Genomic DNA, 20,870 nt, shown 5'->3' with positions numbered 1-20,870 from the left:
TGATTAACGCCCTCTTCCGCCACGACCTCTTCCGCCACGACCTCTAAAACGCTCTCTCAATTCTTCCATTTTAACTTTTACAACTTCGTTGTATTTTTCTCTAGAAATTTCTTTTCCTTTTGTTGGTTTAGAAATAGTGCTTTCTTCAGTTGGATTAATTACAATTTCTGTACAAAGTATTGTTGTTCTACCTGTACTAACTTCTAAAATTAAACCTGGTAAACCCCAATATTCTCCTGGTCCTGTACCAACTGGAATCTGTGGTGTAAACCACGCAGTTACTAAAACCGTTTCTGGTTTTTTTATTTCATCTGAAGCTGTATTTGTAGAATCTTTTTTAGCTTCGTCTTTATTATTATTTCCTCTTGGACCTCTTCTGAAGTTAGAAAAATCTGTTGGATCAACTTCTTTTAACATTGTAGCTTTAAAAGCCGTGTAGTTTCCTATTTGCTTAGATTCAGAACCTAACTCCCATTTTGGCTGACTCATATCATCCGAAATTAAAAATTGTTTTCCAAAAAACTCTGTCGACTCTAAGGCTACTTTATCTGCACTGTTTTTATATTGAGTTCCGCCACCAGACATGCCTCCAAATCTAAAACCTCGTCCGCCGCCAGGAGCTTCTAATTTTTCGTTTTCTTTGTATAAAGATTCGGATTTGTTAAAGTTTAACGTAAACGTCTTTTCTAACATAGATTTCATACGTTCTTGGATCTGTTTTTTTCTTTGGTCAGTCATTTGTCTTCCTCCAAAATTATTCATATCCATTGTTGTTTTAGACATGTAGACTGCTTTTCCTGTAAAATCTTTTTGAGAAAAAGTTACAATAGAAAATAATAAGAAAGCGTAAGTAAATACTTTTTTCATGTTTTTTATTTATTTTTTTATTTAAAATAGCTTTCGCTACCTCATATAAGACTACAATAAAACACGAAGGTTTAATCTAAGATTAAAAAAAAGTAAATATTTAACCACCAATCTTAATAGTTGTTCCATTTCCAAGATCTAATCCGTTTCTACTTTTAAATTTCTCCATCATTTCTTTAGATTTTTTTTCTTGAATCTCATTAAATTTACTTTGAGAAATAACCTTTCCTTTTTTTGGTTCTTTAATCTCAACTTTCTTAGACGGGTTTAACACAACTTCAGAACAAACAATGGTTAATTCACCTTGTCTCAACTCTAAAATTAAACCTGGTAAACCACCAAATTCTCTTGGTCCATTGCTAATTGGTATTTGCGGCGTGTACCAAGCTGTGGTAACAATAGTTTTCATTTTTTTCTCTTCTTTTACTTCGTTTTCTTTTGAATCTCCAGCACTAAAACTTGAGAAATCTATCTCCTCTACTTCTCTTGAAAATGTTGCTTTGTAACATGTATACATTCCTATATTTTTGGTTTCATCACTTAACTCCCAATCAATCTTTTTAATTTCATCTTTAATTAGGAAGTTTTTCCCCATAATATCCGTTTTCTTGGCATACGTATTTTCTTTAACATTTTTGTACAGTAAATCTGTTCCTCCGCCTCCAAAAGAAATCATTTTTATGCCACCCATTTTTGTTTGTGGAGCAGCTAAAGATTCGTTTTCTTTATAGGTAGATTCAAACCTATTAAAGTTGAGTGTAAATGTTTTTTGATTCATTTTCTTCATTTGAGCCTCTAATTTTTTTTGCATTTCTGGATTTGGAGCATTTTTACCATCTCCAAAAGAAATATTACTTTTTCTATGTGTTTTGTAAGTTGCTTTTCCCATAAAATCTTGTGCGTTTATTGAAAAAGAAATTGTCAAAATAATAAGTGTTATAATTGTTTTCATCTTTATGGGTTTTAAATTTTAGTAAGTTTGTTTAGTATCTTTTTTGCCATTGCAATAGTGTTATCAATATTTTTAGATTTCCCTTTGGAAGTAAATTTGTAACTCTTTTTAGCATCTTTTTTATCCTTTGGATAATTAACTTCAAATTCAAGAAGAATTAAATCTTCGGGTTTATTTTCAGAAAAAATTTCCTTTATATCATCCCAATTAATATCTTTTAATTCTTCAGCAGAATCTACCGAAAACTTTAAACTGTTAACAGTTGCTTCTGTAAAATTCATTTCTGCAATTGGTTTATCTTGAGCATTAACAAATAGGCTAGTAAATAAACATATAATAAATAGTAATTTTCTCATTGTATATGATTTTTAAATTGAACACTACAAAGATGACTATGATGAAACATATTTTAGGTTAATGAGTGTTAACTAGTGTTAACCAATTATTTTTATTCCTTTTTAGAACTTACCTTTGAAATATGAACACCAAAAAACAACGTTGGATTTTATACTTTATAACAGCTACTATTATAACAACTATAGCTGTTCAATTATATTGGAATTATAAAAACTACGAAGAAAACAAGCAAAGAGTCTTAAACGAAATTAAAAGTAGTTTAGATGAATCTATAGATGATTACTATACTAATCTTTCTAAGAAAAATTTGTTAACTATAATTGAACCAGACAATCCAACAGCAGCAGATAGTTTAAGAAAAAAACAACTTTGGAAAGATTTTTTCAAGAATGCAATACCACAAAAAAAGACTTCAGGAACAAATAAAAAAGCACCCGAATTTAAAATTTCTTCAATTGAGATAAGTACAGAAGAAAAAAGAGATTTTGAAAAAACAGATTCAATAATAACTAATGATTTACTAGATAAATTAAATAAAAGTTACCAAAAAGACCTACCTAAAAACAAAAAAATAAGTGGACTAATACAATTAGGGGACAATAAAAAAAAAGGTATTCATATTGCCAAAGATTCTGCAAACAAAATAACATCAATACAAGTATTTAGAGGAGAAAAAGCACGAGACAGCATTAAACTTATTAAAGGTTTAAAAACCATGTTTATTGCTATACATAATGATTCTTTAGATTATACCGTTTTAGACTCCTTATTAACTTCTAAACTAAAAAGCAGAAAAATTAATCTTGATTTTGCTTTTAATCACTTTAAAAAAGACACCCTTTTTTACGCTTATAATGTTTCGGAAAATATTGAAAAGAATGTAATCACTAATTCAAACTCAACTTATTTTCAAGATAATAATCGTTTTGATTTATTGCATACAAATCCTTCTAAAGAAACTTTAAAAAGAAGTTCTACAGGAATTTTATTATCACTCTTATTGTCCTTAGCCGTAGTTTCTAGTTTATTTTATTTATTGAAAATAATCAATCAGCAAAAAGAATTAGCAGAAATTAAAAACGATTTAATTAGCAATATTACGCATGAATTTAAAACACCAATTACCACTGTTTCTACAGCTTTGGAAGCAATTGGTAATTTTAATGCCATTGATGATAAAGAAAAAACCAAAAAATACGTTTCAATTTCTAACGTTCAATTGAAAAAACTACATCAAATGGTAGAGAAATTATTGGAAACAGCTACCTTAGATTCTGAGAGTTTATTATTACAAAAAGAGGAAGTAAACATTGTTGACTTGATTGATAAAATCACAAAAAAACATCAATTAATTTCAGAAAATAAAACAGTGCTGTTTTCTTCTAATATTTCTGAAATAACAGCAAATATAGATGCTTTTCATTTTGAAAATGCAATCTCAAACCTAATTGACAACGCTATTAAATATGGTGGAGAAACAGTTGAAGTTAATCTGAATTCGGTTTTAAATACTATTGAAATTAGTATTGTTGATAATGGAAATGGAATCGAAAAAAATCAACAAGAAAAAATATTTGAGAAATTTTATCGTGTTCCAAAAGGAAACACACACGATGTTAAAGGCTTTGGAATTGGCTTGTATTACACCAAGAAAATCATTGAAAAACACAACGGAATTATCAACTTAGTTCCGAATATAAAAAACACCGTTTTTAAAATTCTTTTGCCAAATGAATAATACTATAAAAATATTACTTGCCGAAGACGAACCAAGCTTAGGACAAATTGTAAAAGAAAGTCTAGAAACTAGAAACTTTGAAGTTTTTCATGTAGAAAATGGTGAAGAGGCTTATAAAATATATAAAGAAGAACAACCAGCAATTTTAGTTTTAGATGTAATGATGCCAAAGAAAGATGGTTTTACTTTGGCAAAAGAAATACGAGAAGAAAACAGTACAATTCCTATTATTTTTTTAACAGCAAAATCACAAACAAAAGATGTTTTAGAAGGATTTTCTCACGGTGGAAACGATTACTTAAAGAAACCATTTTCTATGGAAGAATTAATTGTTCGCATTCATTCTTTATTAAACAGAGTTGAAAAAATAAAAGATGTTGAAAAAATAAAAATCGGAAATTATACTTTCAATTACAAGAAACAGACACTAGAACTAGATAACATTTCCAATTTATTAACCCATAGAGAAGCGGAATTATTGTACAATCTTTGGCAACAAAAAAACGAAGTTTTGGACAGAACATTCATCTTAAAAAAGTTATGGGGAAATGACGATTTTTTTAACGCAAGAAGCATGGATGTCTTTATTTCTAAACTTAGAAAAAAACTTAAAAAAGATGAAAACATTCAAATTGTAAACATTCGTGGTTTTGGTTATAAATTGATGTGCTAAACATTATTTTAATTCCTTTTTTTGTGTAAATTTACCGTCCCTATAATTGTAACACTTTACACCTAGAATTATGCACGTAGCAATTGCCGGAAACATTGGAGCTGGAAAAACCACACTTACTAAATTATTAGCCAAACACTATAAATGGACTCCTCATTTTGAGTCGGTTGATGAAAATCCTTACTTAGATGATTTTTATGCAGAAATGGAACGTTGGTCTTTTAACTTACAAGTATTTTTCTTGAATAGTCGTTTTCGTCAAGTGTTAGAATTACGCCAATCTGGGAAGAAAATAATTCAAGACAGAACTATTTATGAAGACGCACATATTTTTGCGCCCAATTTACATGCAATGGGATTAATGACAAATCGTGATTTTAGCAATTATTCTTCACTTTTTGAATTGATGGAAAATTTAGTTACTCCACCAGATTTACTTATTTATTTACGCGCAGATATTTCTACCCTAGTTGGGCAAATTCACAAACGTGGTAGAGAATATGAAAACTCAATAAGTATCGATTACTTAAGTAGATTGAACGAACGTTACGAAGCTTTTATCAGCAAATACACAAAAGGAAAATTATTAATTATTGATGTTGATAATTTAGATTTTGTTGAAAACCAGGAAGATTTAGGATATATTATTGATAGAATTGACGCCCAAATAAACGGTTTATTTTAACGTCTAAATTCGCTCAATAAAATAGCAGTTGCAGTTGCAACGTTTAAACTTTCTGTTTCTTGTTTTACGCCAAAGCGTGGAATAGAAACTACATTTTTAGCGAGTTCTTTTATTTCTTTAGAAACACCATTAGCCTCATTACCCATTATTAAAACACCTTCTTTTGGAAGCTGACTTTTATATACATTTTCGCCATCCATATCGGCAATAAATGTTGGTAGTTTCGTTTCTGATAAATAAGAATTTAAATCAACGTAATTAATCTGAATTCTTGTTAAAGAACCCATACTTGCCTGTACAACTTTAGCATTATAACAATCTACAGTATCTTTAGAACACAATAACTGTTCAACCCCAAACCAATCACACAAACGTATTATTGTGCCCAGATTTCCAGGATCATTTATTGCATCTAACGCAATTACCAAACCGTTGTTTTTAAGTAGTTTTTGTTCCGGAATTTGAAACAAACCTAAAACCTTATTTGGCGTTTTTAGTTGACTTATTTTTTTAAGTTCAACATCAGAAACTTCAAAAGTTTTATCTACAGGAATATCAAAAGAACATTCATTTGTAACAAACAACTTCTCTAAAACTAAAGAGGATTTCAGTAATTCTTCAACGACTTTTATCCCTTCAGCAATAAATAATTTATGCTTTTGACGATACTTTTTTTGCTGTAAACTTGTTATTAGTTTAATATGATTTTTTGATAAACTCATTAAATAATTTTTAACAACTTAAAACCGTTAAAAAATAGTATTTTTGGTTCTTATTGCGATGCGTAAAGTTAATGAAAAAACTTTCTTTTTACATACTTCTTGTACTTTTAGTAACCTCGTGTAATTCTATAAAACGAGTTGCAGAAGGAGAACAGTTACTTACAAAAAACACAATTTTTGTTGATGATAAAAAAACATCAGGCACAGAAGACTATAATTATGTAATTCAACGCCCTAACGCTAAAGCACTTGGAATACCTTTATCACTCTATTTCTACAACTTAGGTAATCCAGATGGTTCAAAAAATTCAGCTGAATGGGAAAAAAGACATCCAAAAACATATAAATTTTTTAAAAACGTATTTTCAGAAAAGCAAAGTATTGGTGTAGCAAAATCTTTTATTGGTATAAATAATTGGTTTTTAACTAGCGGACAAGCACCTGTTATTATAGATGATATTAAAATTAATAGAACTGTAAATGAATTAAAATCATATTATTTTACAGAAGGCTATTTTCAAGCAGAAGTAACCTCAAAAAGAGATACCGTTGGCACAAAAAAAGGAGCTGTAAATTATTATATAGGAAAAGGAAAGGCTACATTTTTAGATAGTATTTCTAAAAAAATAATGTCTCCCGTTTTAGATTCTATTTATGAAGAAAACAAAAAATATACTTTTTTAAAATCTGGGGATCAATACAATAACAGTAATTTTGAAAACGAAGCAAAACGTATTACAAAGCTTTATAGAAACAATGGTGTTTATCATTTTAACCTTAATTCAATTGGTTTTCATGAAATTGATACGGCAAGTGTAAATTACAAAACAAATGTAGATTTAAAAATTTCAGATAGAATTATTGAAGAAGATGGCGACTATTTTTATAAGCCTTATAAAATTCAGAAAATAAAAAAGATAAATGTTTATACAGACTACACGTATTCTGATAAAGACAAAAAAATTAAAGATTCTTTATCTTACAAAGGCGTATCTTATTTAGCGCATGATAAATTAAAATACAACCCAAAATACTTATCTCAATCATTATTTATTCATCCAAATGAAATTTATTCAGATTCTTTAAGAAATTTAACTAGAAGCCATCTACGTGGGTTAAAAAATTTTAAAACTAATACAATTAAATATCGTGAATTAAATGATGATGAACTTGAAGCCAATATTTATTTAACTCCAATTGAAAAATATACGTTAGGTTTTGAAACAGAACTTTCTAGATCTAATATTAGAAATTTTGATGTTTCTGGTAAGTTTTCAATATTAAATAGAAACACATTTAGAGGCGCAGAAATATTTAAACTATCCGTTTCCGGTTCTTATTTTAATTCTAATAATGGTCCTGGTTGGGAACTTGGTACAGATTTATCATTAGAAGTACCTCGTTTTATGGCTCCTTTTGGGTTAAACAAGTTAGTTCCAAAAAGAATGTCACCAACAACCAGTTTCTATACAGGTCTTGTCGTACAACGTAATATTGGTCTAGATAAACAAAATATTAATGTCGGTGTAAATTACAAATGGAATTATAACAGTAAAAAAACACTGCAATTAGAAGTCTTAAATGCACAATACATTAGAAACCTAAATGTAGATAATTACTTTAATGTTTACGCATCTGAATACAGTAAATTAAATACCGTAGCACAAACATTTTATAATGACCCAACGTATCAATTAAGTGTGCCAAATGAAGTATTAAGTTTTATGAGTATGGTAGCAACAGACACTTCATTTGCTACCAATAACCCTATAGAATCTCAAAGTAATTTAAATATCTTAAATCGTTATAATATTATTTCTTCAGATTTCTTAATACCGGTTATCGCATACAATTTCACTTACAACAACCAAAGTAATTATGAAGATCAAGACTTTTCATATTTTAGAATTAGAATAGCAAATTCTGGAAATGTAATGGGTTTACTTTCCAATCAAACAAATAATAGAAATCAAAAAACAGTATTTAAAATTCCGGTTGCACAATACTTTAAAACAGATATTGAATACAAGAAATTCTGGCAACTAGGAGAAAATTCTGTATTAGGTTTTAGAGCTTTTACAGGTGTTATTATGCCTTATGGAGATTCTGACATTCCTTTTTCTAAAAGTTATTTTGCAGGTGGTTCTAATGATATTAGAGCTTGGAAGACTTATGATTTAGGACCCGGAACAAGACAACAAGGTTTAGAATATAATATTGGAAGCTTTAAATTTTTATCCTCTCTAGAATATCGTTTCGATTTAGTTGGAAGTCTAAAAAGTGCTATTTTTATAGACGCTGGTAACATTTGGGATATTACAGGTCAAGATTTTATAGACGATGCATCTAAATTTAACGGCTTTTCTTCAATAAAAGATTTAGCTGTAGGAGCTGGTTTTGGACTTCGATATGATTTTAAATTCTTAGTAGCACGTTTAGATTTAGGTTTTAAAGCACACGAACCTTATTTAAGCGGAAATAGATGGTTTAGAAACTTTAATTTTGGTAATACCGTCTACAATATTGGTATTAACTATCCATTTTAAAGTACAAACTCCCGAAAACGTAAAAGTTTAAAGACGGGTAATTCTTTCCATTTTGCACAAAAAAAATGTAATTTTGCTGTATTAAAATTTTAAATAACTAAATCTTTAAACCAATGATTAAACCAGGAGTTGCCACAGGTACAGAAGTTCAAGAAATTTTTAACCTTGCCAAAGAAAAAGGATTTGCATTACCAGCAGTTAATGTTGTAGGTTCTAGCACAATTAATGGCGTTTTAGAAACAGCAAAAGAACTAAATGCCCCAGTAATTATTCAATTTTCTAATGGTGGAGCACAATTTAACGCAGGTAAAGGTTTAGCTAACGAAAATCAAAAAGCAGCCATTGCAGGAGCAGTTGCAGGCGCAAAACATATACATGAATTATCAGTAGCTTATGGAGTTCCGGTAATTTTACATACAGACCATGCAGCAAAAAAATTATTGCCTTGGATCGATGGTTTATTAGATGCTTCCGAACAACACTTTAAAGAAACTGGTAAACCTTTATATAGCTCACATATGATTGATTTAAGTGAAGAACCACTTGAAGAAAACATAGAAATTTGTAAAAAATATTTAGCTCGTATGAGCAAAATGGGCATGACTTTAGAAATAGAGTTAGGTATTACAGGTGGTGAAGAAGACGGTGTAGATAATTCGGATGTAGATATTTCTAAACTATACACACAACCAGAAGAAGTTGCCTATGCTTATGAAGAATTAATGAAAGTTTCTCCACAATTTACCATTGCAGCAGCATTTGGTAACGTACACGGAGTTTACAAGCCAGGTAATGTAAAATTAACGCCAAAAATCTTAAAAAACTCTCAAGAATTTATCACAAAAAAATATGGTGTAGAAGAAAATCATATCGATTTTGTTTTTCACGGTGGTTCAGGTTCTACTTTAGAAGAAATTAGAGAAGCAATTGGTTACGGAGTTATAAAAATGAATATTGATACCGATTTACAATATGCATTTACAGAAGGAGTTAGAGATTACATGCATGAAAAGGCAGCTTTTATAGCATCTCAAATTGGTAATCCAGACGGAGCAGATAAACCAAATAAAAAATATTACGACCCAAGAAAATGGTTACGTTTAGGTGAAGAAACATTTAAAACACGTTTAAAACAAGCGTTTTCAGACTTAAACAATGTAAATACACTTTAATTTTTGGGCGTTACTTTATCCTAAAAGCATTTAGGATTAAAGTCAGGCTATCCGCACTCACTATAAAAAAAGCATTTTGAAAAACATCAAAATGCTTTTTTTATGAGTTCAGACAAAGCTTCTATCCTTAACGCAGAGATAATAGTAAAGAAAGAATTGTAGTTCATAAAAAACTTTTACATTTGTAGTCTGCACTTTTTATAAAATTAAAAAGTATATTTAACAAATAATAAACTAAACACCAACTAACTATGTCTTGGTTTAAACGTACAGATAAAGGAATTCAAACTCCTACAGAACATAAAAAAGATACACCTAAAGGCTTGTGGTATAAAACACCAAGCGGAAAAATAATAGATACCGAAGAACTTAAAGAAAACTTATATGTAAGTCCAGAAGACGGTTACCATGTAAGAATTGGAAGTAAACAATATTTTGAGTTATTTTTTGACGAAAATAAATTTACCGAATTAGATGAAAAATTAACATCTAAAGACCCTTTAAAGTTTGAAGACACCAAAAAATATCCAGAAAGAGTAAAAGCTGCACAGAAAAAAACAGGATTAAAAGACGCTGTAAGAACAGCTGTAGGTAAATCCAACGGAAAAGATTTAGTTATTGCTTCTATGGATTTTGCTTTTATTGGTGGTTCTATGGGATCTGTAGTTGGAGAAAAAATAGCAAGAGCTATAGATTACGCAATAAAAAATAAGTTACCATTTTTAATGGTATCAAAGTCTGGTGGAGCACGTATGATGGAAGCTTCGCTTTCTTTAATGCAATTAGTTAAAACTTCTACAAAATTAGCACAATTAGCAGAAGCTAAATTGCCTTATATATCACTATGTACAGATCCAACAACTGGAGGTACAACAGCATCATTTGCAATGTTAGGAGATATAAATATTGCAGAGCCAAACGCATTAATTGCCTTTGCAGGACCAAGAGTTGTAAAAGACACAACGGGTAAAGATTTACCTGAAGGTTTCCAACGTTCTGAGTTTGTTTTAGAGCATGGTTTCTTAGATGCGATTTACGAACGTAAAGACTTAAAAAAACAAGTTAATTTGTATATAGATTTAATACAAAACCAACCTGTTAGAGCATAAACAAAAAAACCGAAGCAAATTTGCTTCGGTTTTTTTTACTCCCAAATATCGGTTCTGTAATGTTCTTCTTCTCCTTCTAAAATTTGTAGGTAACTTTTATAACGAGACCAAGAAATAGTTTCTTCTTCTAATGCGTCTTTTACTGCACAATTTGGTTCTTTTACATGTATACAGTTATTAAACTTACAGTGTTCTTTTAAGGCAAAAAACTCAGGAAAGTAATCACCTAGTTCTTCTTTGTCTATATCTACAACTCCAAAACCTTTAATTCCGGGTGTGTCAATAATTTTAGCATCGAAACTTAATTCAAAAAGCTCCGCAAAGGTTGTGGTGTGTTGTCCTTGCTTGTGTTGTTCAGAAATTGCTTTGGTTTTTAAATCTAAACTTGGCTCAATAGCATTTACCAACGTTGTTTTACCTACTCCGGAATGACCAACAAACATAGATGTTTTACCAGTCATCATTTCTTTTATAGTGTCTACATTTTTATTTTGTGTAGCAGAAACCTCAACACATCTATAACCAATAGCTTCATACACATCTTTTAAATATAAAATCTCAGCTCGTTCTTCTATTTGGTAGCTATCAATTTTATTAAACACTAAAATGGTATCTATTCTATAGGCTCTTGTTGACACTAAAAAACGATCTATAAATGTGGTAAATGTTGGTGGATTGTTAATGGTAATCAACAAAAAAACTTGATCTATATTAGACGCAATTATATGGGTTTGCTTAGATAAATTTACCGATTTTCGTTCAATACAGTTTTTACGTTCGTGTATGTTGTTAATTACACCTGTTTCTTCATCGTTTTTGGTTTCTAACTCAAAGTCTACAACGTCTCCAACCGCAATTGGATTAGTGCTTTTAATTCCTTTTAATCGGAATTTTCCTTTCATACGGCAGTTATAAAATTCTCCTTCGTGAGATTTTACTTGATACCAACTTCCTGTAGATTTGTATACGATTCCTGTCATTATTACAAAGATGCTGAATTTTAACTAAAACTTTGGTGTGGTTTCCAGTGATTTTTTATTTTAAGAGAAAAAAGGTTTTCTTCTTCTATCTTTTTTCCATTGATGAAAAAAGAAACAAAAAAATCTAGACTACTGAATATTTATCTGAATTTATTATTCGTTGTCTAAATTTTAAGAACTCGCTACGCTCAAACAGCTTAAAATTTTACGACAACTTCATTGTAAATTCTACGACAAACCTTCAAGATGTCGTAGTTTCAATGCTACGCATTGATTACATTGTTTATAAATCACTCTTTGTTTATTAAAAAACAATTAGTTTATAAATAAGCCTGCGTTAAGGATTGAAGCGGCATCCTTTTTTCCGAGTTCGAGTGAATTTGCTTTTTTGCAAATTTGTATCGAGAACTCAGAAAAAAGATATAGCGAAAAGCCTGACCTGAAAGGTAACGCCAAAAAAAACCACAAATTCAGAAATAATTCGTGAACTTGCGGTTAAAATTTATATAAATACACTGAAAAAAGTTCAGCGTAATAATCTTATTAGATTATTATCCTTTAATAATTTTTTCTTGATGATTGATTGATTCTTGGTGAATTGCTTTAAACATCCTTAACACAAACTCTTCACTTAAACCTTTGCTTTCTCCTTCTAAGATCATGTTTCCAAGAATTTCATTCCAACGTCTAGATTGTAAAACGGCTACATTTTGCTCTTTTTTAAGCGCTCCAATTTGGTCGGCAACTTGCATTCTTTTACCCATCATTTCTATTAACTGACCGTCTACAACATTAATTTGGGCTCTTAAATTTTCTAATGAATCTCTGTAACTAGAATCGGTTTCTGTCTGTTTTCTAATCTTTAAATCTTCCATTATTTGCTTCAACTTTGTTGGTGTTACTTGCTGTGCAGCATCAGACCAAGCGTTATCTGGATCGTAATGAGTTTCTATCATTAATCCATCGAAATTTAAATCTAAAGCGGTTTGAGAAACGTCAAAAATCATTTCTCTGTTTCCTGTAATGTGTGATGGATCGTTAATTAAAGGTAAATCTGGAAATCTGTTTTGAAATTCAATTGCAATTTGCCATTCTGGGACGTTTCTGTATTTAGATTTTTCATAAGTAGAAAAACCTCTGTGGATTGCTCCTAAATTTTTAATATCTGCAGTGTATAATCTTTCAATACCACCTAACCATAAAGCTAAATCTGGATTTATTGGGTTTTTAACCAATACAATTTTATCCGTTCCGTGTAAAGCATCTGCTAGTTCTTGCATTATAAATGGAGAAACTGCTGTACGAGCACCAATCCATAATAAATCGATATCGTGCTCTAAAGCTAACTTTACGTGTGCTGTATTTGCAACTTCTGTACAGGTTTTCATACCTGTTTCTGCTTTTACTTTTTGTAACCATTTTAAACCTAAAGCTCCTACTCCTTCAAAATTTCCTGGTCTTGTTCTTGGTTTCCAAATTCCGGCACGGAAATAATTTACATCAGAATCTTTTAATTCGTGTGCAATTTTTAAAACCTGTTCTTCGGTTTCTGCACTACAAGGCCCTGCTATTACTAGTGGATGATCTAATTTCATATCGTCCAACCATGTTCTTAATTCTTTTGTATTCTTCATCTTTCTACTTGTTTTGGCTTTTAGTTTATGCCGTTTAATATTTGTTTTATATAATTTGTGTTCTCCATTTCGTTAAAAATTTCGGAGAAATTATCTTGTTCCATCAGTTTTTTAAAATGTTGTAAATTACTGATGTATTCTTCTAATGTTTCTATTACGTTTTCTTTATTCTGCTCAAAAATTGGTGTCCACATTGCTGGACTACTTTTTGCCAAACGAACTGTAGATCTAAAACCTGAACCTGCCATATCAAAAATATCACGTTCGTTTCTTTCTTTATCTATTACTGTTTTTCCTAACATGAACGCGCTTATGTGAGATAAGTGCGAAACATAGGCAATATGTTTATCATGCGAAACTGCATCCATGTATCTAATACGCATTCCAATCTCGGTAAAAAGCTTTAAAGCTTTCTCTTGTAATTTAAAAGTTGTCTTTTCCACTTCGCAAATAATATTCGTTTTACCAACGTATAAGCCAGAAATAGCTGCTGTTGGCCCAGAATTTTCTGTTCCTGCAATTGGATGACATGCTAAATAATTTCTTCTTTTAGGATGATGTTCAACCGCTTTACAAATTGCTTCTTTTGTTGAACCAGCATCTACAACTAGTCCAGTATCCGAAATTTTATCTAAAATTGTTGGCAATAATTTTACTGTTGCATCTACCGGAATTGACACAATTACCAAGTCTGCTTTTTCAATATCGTCTAAAACTGCTTTTTCTTGAATAATACCTATTGCTAATGCTTCATCTAAATGATCTTCATTGGCATCTATTCCATAAATTACAGTTTCTGGATTGTTCTTTTTTATATCGATAGCAAAACTACCGCCAATTAAACCAACACCAATTAAGTAAATGTTTTTCATTCTCTTTTCTCTTTAAGTGAGATTCCTCTTCGTTCCTCATTCGGAATGACACTCTTACGCTTAAACTTTTTATTTGATAATTTTTCAGCAAACAGACTAACTGCCAATTGCGACTGAAAACTGCAAACTTATTTATAACCTATTAATTGCTTCTTTAATTACATCTGTTGTTACACATAATGAAAAACGAATATATCCTTCTCCTTGTGAACCAAAAATGGTTCCTGGTGTTATAAAAATATCGTTTTCATATAAAACTGAATCTGTAACTTCTTCAGATTTTTTTCCTTCGGGAATTTTTGCCCAAACAAATAATCCTGTTGAATTTTTATTATAAATACAATTCAACTTATCAGCCAACTGAAAAATTAAACTTCTACGTTTTTCGTACACTTTATTTTGTTTTAAAAACCATTCATCAGATAGTTCTAAAGCTTCTATGGCCCCTTTTTGAATTCCGTAAAACATACCTGAATCCATGTTAGACTTCACCTTTAAAACTTCATTAATAAACGTTGAATTCCCTAACAACATACCAACTCGCCAACCTGCCATGTTAAAGGTTTTACTTAGTGAATTTAACTCTAATGCTATATCTTTTGCGCCTTCAACTTGTAAAATACTAATAGGTTTATCATTTAAAATAAAACTATACGGATTGTCATTTATAATTAAAATATTATGTTTTTTACCAAAGGCAACCAACTTTTTAAAAGTTGATAAGGTTGCATTTGTTCCTGTTGGCATGTGTGGATAATTTACCCACATAATTTTTACGTTTTCTAAATCTTGACTTTCTAATTCCTCAAAATTTGGCTGCCAATTACTGTCCGCTCTTAAATCATAAAAAAGTGGTTCTGCTCCTACTAACTTCGTAACTGATGTATAGGTTGGATAACCTGGATTGGGAATTAAAACCTTATCGCCTTCATTTAAAAAAGCCATAGAAATATGCATAATTCCTTCCTTACTTCCCATTAATGGTAAAACCTCATTTTCTGGATTCGACTCTACAGAAAATTTGTTTTTATAAAAAGTTGAAATTGCATTTCTTAACTCCGGTAAACCTTGATATGATTGATATTTATGTGCGCTTGCATCACCCAAACTTTTTTGGATTGCCTCCAAAACTTTTGTTGGCGGTTGCAAGTCTGGAGAACCAATTCCCATATTAATAATTGGTTTTCCTGCAGCAACCAAACCACGTACTTCTCTTAACTTTTTAGAGAAATAGTATTCTTGAACTGTATCTAATCTTTTAGCAGCTTTAATCATTTTCTCCCATTTTTGTAGGTTCCTAGTATTTTGAATTCTTCTGCCATTATCTTTAAAATTGCTTCCGCTTTTTTGTATTCCTTATAATCATCAAAAGTAACATCTACAAAAAATGAATACTTCCAAGGTGTTTCTATAACTGGCAACGATTGAATTTTTGTTAAACTCATTTTACAATCGCTTAACACATTTAAAATTGCTGCTAAACTTCCTCTTTTATGATTTAATTGAAATTTTAACGATGCTTTATTAATTTGATCTATTCCGTTATTTGGTGCTGTGGTTTGTACAATTACAAATCTTGTAGAATTGTCTTTTATTGTTTGAATTTCATCTTCAATAACTACTAAATCAAATATTTCTGCGGCTATTTTTGGTGCAATAGCTGCAATTCCTTTCAAATTTTTATTTGCTATTCGTTTTGCAACTTCAGCAGTATCTACATCTTCGATTAATTTAATATGAGGATGCTTTTTAAAAAACTCTTTACACTGCAATAATGCCATTGGATGCGACCAAACTTCTTTAATATCTTTAAGTTCCTGACCCTTTAAACACATTAAATGATGATTAATATTTAAATATTCTTCTCCAATTATATGAAGGTTGTTATTATCAATTAAAGCATAATTAGGAATAATTGAACCTGCAATTGTATTCTCTAAAGCCATAACAGCAAGTGTTGCAGAACCGTCCAATAAACTATCTACCAAGACATCAAAAGACATACATTCTTTTAATTCTATTGACGTTCCATAAAAGTCGTGAGCAACTTTATGATGATTTGAGCCTTCTGCTCCTTGAATAGCAATTACCTTTTTCATTTTTAATCAAAAAAAAAGCCTCGAAGTAAATTCGAGACTTTATATATTTTTTTATTGTTTTAACAACATGATACAAAGTCTCTCCTCTTATTGTAAAAATAAAAGTAAAAATAGAAACGTGTCCAAGTAGTATTTAACATCTTAATTCTCTCTGTTTGAGCAACAAATCTAAAGATTATATTGATATAAACAAACCTTTTGGTAAAAGATTACAACTTTTTATGAATTCTGTAAAAACTAATTTCAATTAGTTGTTAATTTTAAAGTATATCTATTTTAACAATCTTTTTCTATTGAATTCTAGAAAACTTTTTTATACGGATACTTTTCCTTTTATATGTGGATGTGGATTATAATTAACTAATTCAAAGTCCTCAAAAGTAAAGTCTTCTATGTTTTTAATTTCTGGATTTATTTTCATCGTCGGAAGTTCTCTAACTTCTCTAGATAATTGTAATTCTAATTGCTCTATATGATTGCTATAAATATGAGCGTCTCCAAAAGTGTGGATAAATTCTCCTGCTTCATAACCGCAAACTTGTGCTATCATCATAGTAAATAATGCATACGAAGCAATATTAAACGGAACTCCTAAAAATATATCTGCACTTCTTTGGTATAATTGACAAGATAATTTTCCGTTAGCTACATAAAATTGAAAAAATGCATGACAAGGTGGTAATGCAGCTTTTCCGTTTGCTACATTTTCTGAAAATGAAACTGAATTATCTGGTAAAACTGAAGGATTCCATGCAGAAACTAGCATTCTTCTAGAATTTGGATTGGTTTTTAAAGTAGCAATAACATCTTTTAGCTGATCTATTTCATCACTATTCCAATTACGCCATTGATGCCCATAAACAGGACCTAAATCTCCATTTTCATCTGCCCAAGAATTCCATATTTTAACACCATTTTCTTGTAAATACTTAATATTTGTATCGCCTTTTATAAACCACAACAGTTCATAAATAATAGATTTTAAATGTAACTTTTTAGTAGTTACCATTGGAAAACCTTTGCTTAAATCGAATCGCATTTGATGACCAAAAACACTTTTTGCTCCTGTCCCAGTTCTATCTCCTTTTTCGTTTCCACTTTCTAAAACGTGTTGTACTAAGTCGTGATATTGTTTCATTTTATGCTATAAGATTTATGTAAAAATAAAAAAGCATCGGCTTATTTTACCGATGCTTTTCTAAATAATATTAATAAGTTATTAACCAATTATCATTCCAGCAATTGTTGCCGACATTAATGATGCAATTGTACCACCAATTAAAGCTTTCATTCCGAATTCTGATAAGGTTTTACGTTGTCCTGGCGCTAAAGAACCTATTCCTCCAATTTGGATTCCAATAGATGCAAAATTTGCAAATCCACACAACATATATGTTGCCATAATAATAGATTTATTGTAAGTTAAATGGGTTGCTGAAGCTACATTTTTCAATTCTGCTAATTGTATATAACCAACAAACTCACTTGCTGCCAACTTAATTCCTAATAATTGTCCCATTAGTGCCATATCTTCTCTTGCTACTCCAATTAACCACATTAATGGCGCAAAAATATAACCCAAAATTGCTTCTAAAGTAAAACTTCCATAAGCAGTATTTTCTGCCATCCAAGTATTTAAAGATGTTACATCTCCAAACCAACCTAAAATTCCGTTTATCATTGCTATAAAAGCGACAAAAACTAATAGCATTGCTCCAACATTCATTGCTAATTGCAAACCTTCTGTTGTACCATTTGCAATAGCGTCTAACACATTAGAACCTATTTTTTCTGAAGATACTTTTACATCTGTATTAACCTCTTCTGTTTGCGGATATAATATTTTAGAAATTACAATGGCTCCTGGCGCTGCCATAACTGACGCTGCTAATAAATGTTTTGCAAAATGCAATCTTAAGGCAGGATCATCTCCTCCTAAAAACCCAATGTATGCAGCTAAAACAGCTCCTGCAACAGTTGCCATTCCACCAATCATAACTAAAAGCATTTCAGATTTATTCATCTTTTCTAAATATGCTTTAATTAATAAAGGAGCTTCTGTTTGCCCTAGAAAGATATTTCCTGCAACTGATAAACTTTCTGCTCCAGAAATTTTTAATACTTTGGTTAAAGCCCAAGCTAATGCTTTTACTAATTTTTGTATAATACCTAAGTAGAATAATAATGATGTTAACGCGGAGAAAAAGATAATTGTTGGCAATACTTGAAACGCAAATATGAATCCGAATTTGTCCATATCTACCACTAAGCCTTCAAATAAAAACTTACTTCCAGCTCTGGTAAAGTCTAAAACACTTACAAAAACACCTCCAATTGTTTCAAATATACCTTGTATAAAAGGCACTTTTAATACTCCAATTGCAATTATTAATTGAAAAGCTATACCTAAACCAACTGTTTTCCAATCTATGGCTTTTTTGTTTGAACTAAACAGGAAAGCGATTACTAAAAGTGCCGCCATTCCTAAAACACCTCGCCATAAACTTCCAATAGAAAATCCTTGGCTTGGTATAATTTGAGATGTAATTTCTGTTGTTTCTTGAGAAAATGCTGAAACTGAGACAAGACAAAATAGTAATAAAACTAGTTTTTTCATAAGTATATAAGTTTAAGAGCGCTTGCTAATTTCGTCTCTAATTTTTGCTGCTAACTCGTAGTTTTCATTAGTAACAGCATCGTTTAATTGTTGATGTAATTCTTCTGAAGTTAGGTTAGAAAAACTACTTTCTTGGCTAATTTCTTCTTCTAATTGAAGTTCTATTTCTTCTGACTCTAAATCTTCTTCCATAAAAAGCTCTTCTTCTATCTTTAGATAAATACCTGCTTTGTCTAGAATGTTTTCATACGTAAAAATAGGTGCATTAAAACGAACTGCCAATGCAATTGCATCTGAAGTTCTTGTATCTATTATTTCTTCGACACCATCTCTTTCGCAAATTAAACTAGAAAAGAAAACACCATCTACTAATTTATGAATAATTACTTGCTTGACATTTATTTCAAATCTATCTGCAAATGTTTTAAACAAATCGTGTGTTAATGGTCTTGGCGGACGAATTTCTTTTTCTAAAGCTATGGCTATAGATTGTGCTTCGAAAGCGCCAATTATAATTGGTAATGTTCTTGTTCCTTCTATCTCGCTTAACACTAGAGCATAGGCTCCACTTTGTGTTTGGCTGTAAGAAATCCCTTTAATGGTAAGTTTTATAAGGCTCATTAATCTTTCTTAAAATGAGAAATACTGTTTAAAAATTAGTGCTTAAAATCAGTATTATTCTGCGGCACAATTTACTAAAATTTATGGGTTTTAAAACTTTCTTAAAAAGAAAAACCTTAAAGACTATACTTTTCTTTAAGGTTTTCTATTAGTTTGCAAGTACACCTTGCGTTAGCGATTGAAGCGGCATCCTTTTTTTGCTGATTTTTCTCAGCTAAAAAAGATATAGCGGAAAGCGCGACCTGAAAGGGAACGCCCAAAACACACTACGCTTGCTTAAATGCTTTTAATTTTTCTACTAATTGTGGTACAAACTCAAAAGCGTCTCCAACAATTCCGTAATCGGCAGCTTTAAAGAAAGGTGCTTCTGGATCTGTATTGATTACTACTTTTACTTTTGATGCGTTGATACCTGCTAAATGCTGAATTGCGCCAGAAATACCAATTGCAATGTATAAGTTTGATGCTACTGGCTTACCAGTTTGCCCAACGTGTTCACTGTGCGGTCTCCATCCTAAATCTGATACTGGCTTAGAACATGCTGTTGCTGCTCCAAGAACTGATGCTAATTCTTCTACCATTCCCCAGTTTTCTGGTCCTTTTAAACCACGTCCTGCAGAAACTACAATATCTGCATCTGCAATGGTAATTACACCTGTTGCTTTGTCTACACTTTCTGACGTTACGCCCATTTCTGGTACGTTAGCGCTAAATGTTTCTGCACTTCCTGCAACTGCATTTTCATGTGCTCCGTAAGAGTTTTTTGCTACTCCAATTACTTTTTTATCAGTTGAAACGATAGTATTTGAAAATGCTTTGTTAGAAAATGCTTTTCTTTTTACTGTAAATGGTGCTGTTGAACTTGGTAAAGCCACAACGTTTGACGCATAACCTGCATTCATTGCTACTGCAACCATTGGCGCAACATATAAACCGTCTACACTAGAATCTATAACTACAACATTTGCACTTTGTGCTTCTGCTGCTTGATTTATGATTGAAGCGTATGCTTTTGCATTAAAAGTTGAAAGATCGTTTTTTACTTCTAAAACTTTTTCAGCTCCAAAAGCGTATAATTCTGATGCGTCTCCTCCGTTTATTGTTAAAGCAACTAAATTAGTTCCTAATTCTTCTGCTACTTTTTTTCCGTAAGAAACAACTTCAAAAGCTGTTTTTTTAAATTTTCCTTCCGATGAATCGGCAAAAACTAATACAGACATATTTTT

19 protein-coding genes are annotated in these 20,870 nt (G+C 30.8%); 6 read left to right on the top strand and 13 right to left on the bottom strand.

The window, feature by feature from the left end; translation table 11 throughout:
• Nucleotides 1-3: 3 nt before the first annotated feature.
• From LPB136_RS13115 to LPB136_RS13105, 3 genes are all read right to left on the bottom strand, one after another.
• Nucleotides 4-867, bottom strand: a complete 864-nt coding sequence (locus LPB136_RS13115) for a GLPGLI family protein (protein WP_072556769.1) — start codon at nucleotides 865-867, stop codon at nucleotides 4-6.
• Nucleotides 868-967: 100 nt separating this feature from the next.
• A complete protein-coding gene (locus LPB136_RS13110; protein WP_204218339.1) occupies nucleotides 968-1,819 on the bottom strand; it encodes a GLPGLI family protein in 852 nt (283 codons plus the stop codon).
• Nucleotides 1,820-1,830: 11 nt separating this feature from the next.
• Nucleotides 1,831-2,175: a hypothetical protein gene (locus tag LPB136_RS13105; protein ID WP_072556767.1), complete on the bottom strand. Its 345-nt coding sequence runs from the start codon at nucleotides 2,173-2,175 to the stop codon at nucleotides 1,831-1,833.
• Between the two features lie 122 nt (nucleotides 2,176-2,297).
• Here LPB136_RS13105 and LPB136_RS13100 point away from each other — a divergent pair, with 122 nt between their 5' ends.
• The 3 genes from LPB136_RS13100 to LPB136_RS13090 all read left to right on the top strand — a co-directional run bounded on the left by LPB136_RS13100 (nucleotide 2,298) and on the right by LPB136_RS13090 (nucleotide 5,272).
• Nucleotides 2,298-3,914, top strand: coding sequence for a sensor histidine kinase (locus tag LPB136_RS13100; protein WP_072556766.1), 1,617 nt, complete (start codon nucleotides 2,298-2,300; stop codon nucleotides 3,912-3,914).
• A complete protein-coding gene (locus LPB136_RS13095; RefSeq protein WP_072556765.1) occupies nucleotides 3,907-4,587 on the top strand; it encodes a response regulator transcription factor in 681 nt (226 codons plus the stop codon). Before LPB136_RS13100 ends, LPB136_RS13095 begins: the two co-directional genes overlap by 8 nt.
• A 70-nt stretch (nucleotides 4,588-4,657) precedes the next feature.
• Nucleotides 4,658-5,272, top strand: a complete 615-nt coding sequence (locus tag LPB136_RS13090) for a deoxynucleoside kinase (RefSeq protein WP_072556764.1) — start codon at nucleotides 4,658-4,660, stop codon at nucleotides 5,270-5,272.
• On the opposite strand, the gene LPB136_RS13085 is transcribed toward LPB136_RS13090, so the two are convergent.
• Nucleotides 5,269-5,994: a TrmH family RNA methyltransferase gene (locus tag LPB136_RS13085; protein ID WP_072556763.1), complete on the bottom strand. Its 726-nt coding sequence runs from the start codon at nucleotides 5,992-5,994 to the stop codon at nucleotides 5,269-5,271. The two genes, LPB136_RS13090 and LPB136_RS13085, sit on opposite strands and share 4 nt — an antisense overlap.
• Before the next feature lie 71 nt (nucleotides 5,995-6,065).
• Here LPB136_RS13085 and tamL point away from each other — a divergent pair, with 71 nt between their 5' ends.
• From tamL to accD, 3 genes are all read left to right on the top strand, one after another.
• Nucleotides 6,066-8,540, top strand: coding sequence for a translocation and assembly module lipoprotein TamL (gene tamL / locus LPB136_RS13080; protein WP_072556762.1), 2,475 nt, complete (start codon nucleotides 6,066-6,068; stop codon nucleotides 8,538-8,540).
• 113 nt (nucleotides 8,541-8,653) lie between these two features.
• On the top strand, nucleotides 8,654-9,712 hold the full coding sequence (gene fbaA, locus LPB136_RS13075; RefSeq protein ID WP_072556761.1) for a class II fructose-bisphosphate aldolase: 1,059 nt from the start codon (nucleotides 8,654-8,656) through the stop codon (nucleotides 9,710-9,712).
• Nucleotides 9,713-9,963: 251 nt separating this feature from the next.
• Entirely contained in the window at nucleotides 9,964-10,821 is an 858-nt protein-coding gene (accD, locus tag LPB136_RS13070) for an acetyl-CoA carboxylase, carboxyltransferase subunit beta (RefSeq protein ID WP_072556760.1), read from the top strand.
• 35 nt (nucleotides 10,822-10,856) lie between these two features.
• Here accD and rsgA read toward each other — a convergent pair whose 3' ends face one another.
• From rsgA to LPB136_RS13025, 9 genes are all read right to left on the bottom strand, one after another.
• Nucleotides 10,857-11,801 (bottom strand): ribosome small subunit-dependent GTPase A, encoded by a 945-nt coding sequence (rsgA, locus tag LPB136_RS13065; RefSeq protein WP_072556759.1) that lies wholly within the window; start codon nucleotides 11,799-11,801, stop codon nucleotides 10,857-10,859.
• Nucleotides 11,802-12,352: 551 nt separating this feature from the next.
• On the bottom strand, nucleotides 12,353-13,435 hold the full coding sequence (locus tag LPB136_RS13060; RefSeq protein ID WP_072556758.1) for a bifunctional 3-deoxy-7-phosphoheptulonate synthase/chorismate mutase type II: 1,083 nt from the start codon (nucleotides 13,433-13,435) through the stop codon (nucleotides 12,353-12,355).
• Nucleotides 13,436-13,455: 20 nt separating this feature from the next.
• Nucleotides 13,456-14,307, bottom strand: coding sequence for a prephenate dehydrogenase (locus tag LPB136_RS13055; protein WP_072556757.1), 852 nt, complete (start codon nucleotides 14,305-14,307; stop codon nucleotides 13,456-13,458).
• Between the two features lie 132 nt (nucleotides 14,308-14,439).
• On the bottom strand, nucleotides 14,440-15,582 hold the full coding sequence (locus LPB136_RS13050; RefSeq protein WP_072556756.1) for a pyridoxal phosphate-dependent aminotransferase: 1,143 nt from the start codon (nucleotides 15,580-15,582) through the stop codon (nucleotides 14,440-14,442).
• Nucleotides 15,579-16,406: a prephenate dehydratase gene (locus LPB136_RS13045; protein WP_072556755.1), complete on the bottom strand. Its 828-nt coding sequence runs from the start codon at nucleotides 16,404-16,406 to the stop codon at nucleotides 15,579-15,581. Before LPB136_RS13045 ends, LPB136_RS13050 begins: the two co-directional genes overlap by 4 nt.
• Nucleotides 16,407-16,719: 313 nt before the next feature.
• Entirely contained in the window at nucleotides 16,720-17,544 is an 825-nt protein-coding gene (locus LPB136_RS13040; RefSeq protein WP_072556754.1) for a thymidylate synthase, read from the bottom strand.
• Between the two features lie 81 nt (nucleotides 17,545-17,625).
• A complete protein-coding gene (locus LPB136_RS13035) occupies nucleotides 17,626-19,023 on the bottom strand; it encodes a NupC/NupG family nucleoside CNT transporter (protein ID WP_072556753.1) in 1,398 nt (465 codons plus the stop codon).
• A 12-nt stretch (nucleotides 19,024-19,035) separates the two neighbouring features.
• The gene (locus LPB136_RS13030; protein WP_072556752.1) at nucleotides 19,036-19,644 is read right to left on the bottom strand and encodes a bifunctional nuclease family protein; all 609 of its coding nucleotides are present in this window, start codon (nucleotides 19,642-19,644) and stop codon (nucleotides 19,036-19,038) included.
• A gap of 266 nt (nucleotides 19,645-19,910) precedes the next feature.
• Nucleotides 19,911-20,864: an electron transfer flavoprotein subunit alpha/FixB family protein gene (locus tag LPB136_RS13025; protein ID WP_072556751.1), complete on the bottom strand. Its 954-nt coding sequence runs from the start codon at nucleotides 20,862-20,864 to the stop codon at nucleotides 19,911-19,913.
• Between the last annotated feature and the right edge of the window lie 6 nt (nucleotides 20,865-20,870).

This window comes from Tenacibaculum todarodis, assembly GCF_001889045.1.
Taxonomy (GTDB): Bacteria; Bacteroidota; Bacteroidia; order Flavobacteriales; family Flavobacteriaceae; genus Polaribacter; species Polaribacter todarodis.
Note: the sequence above shows the minus strand (reverse complement) of the source record. Positions and strands in the feature narration are given on the sequence as shown.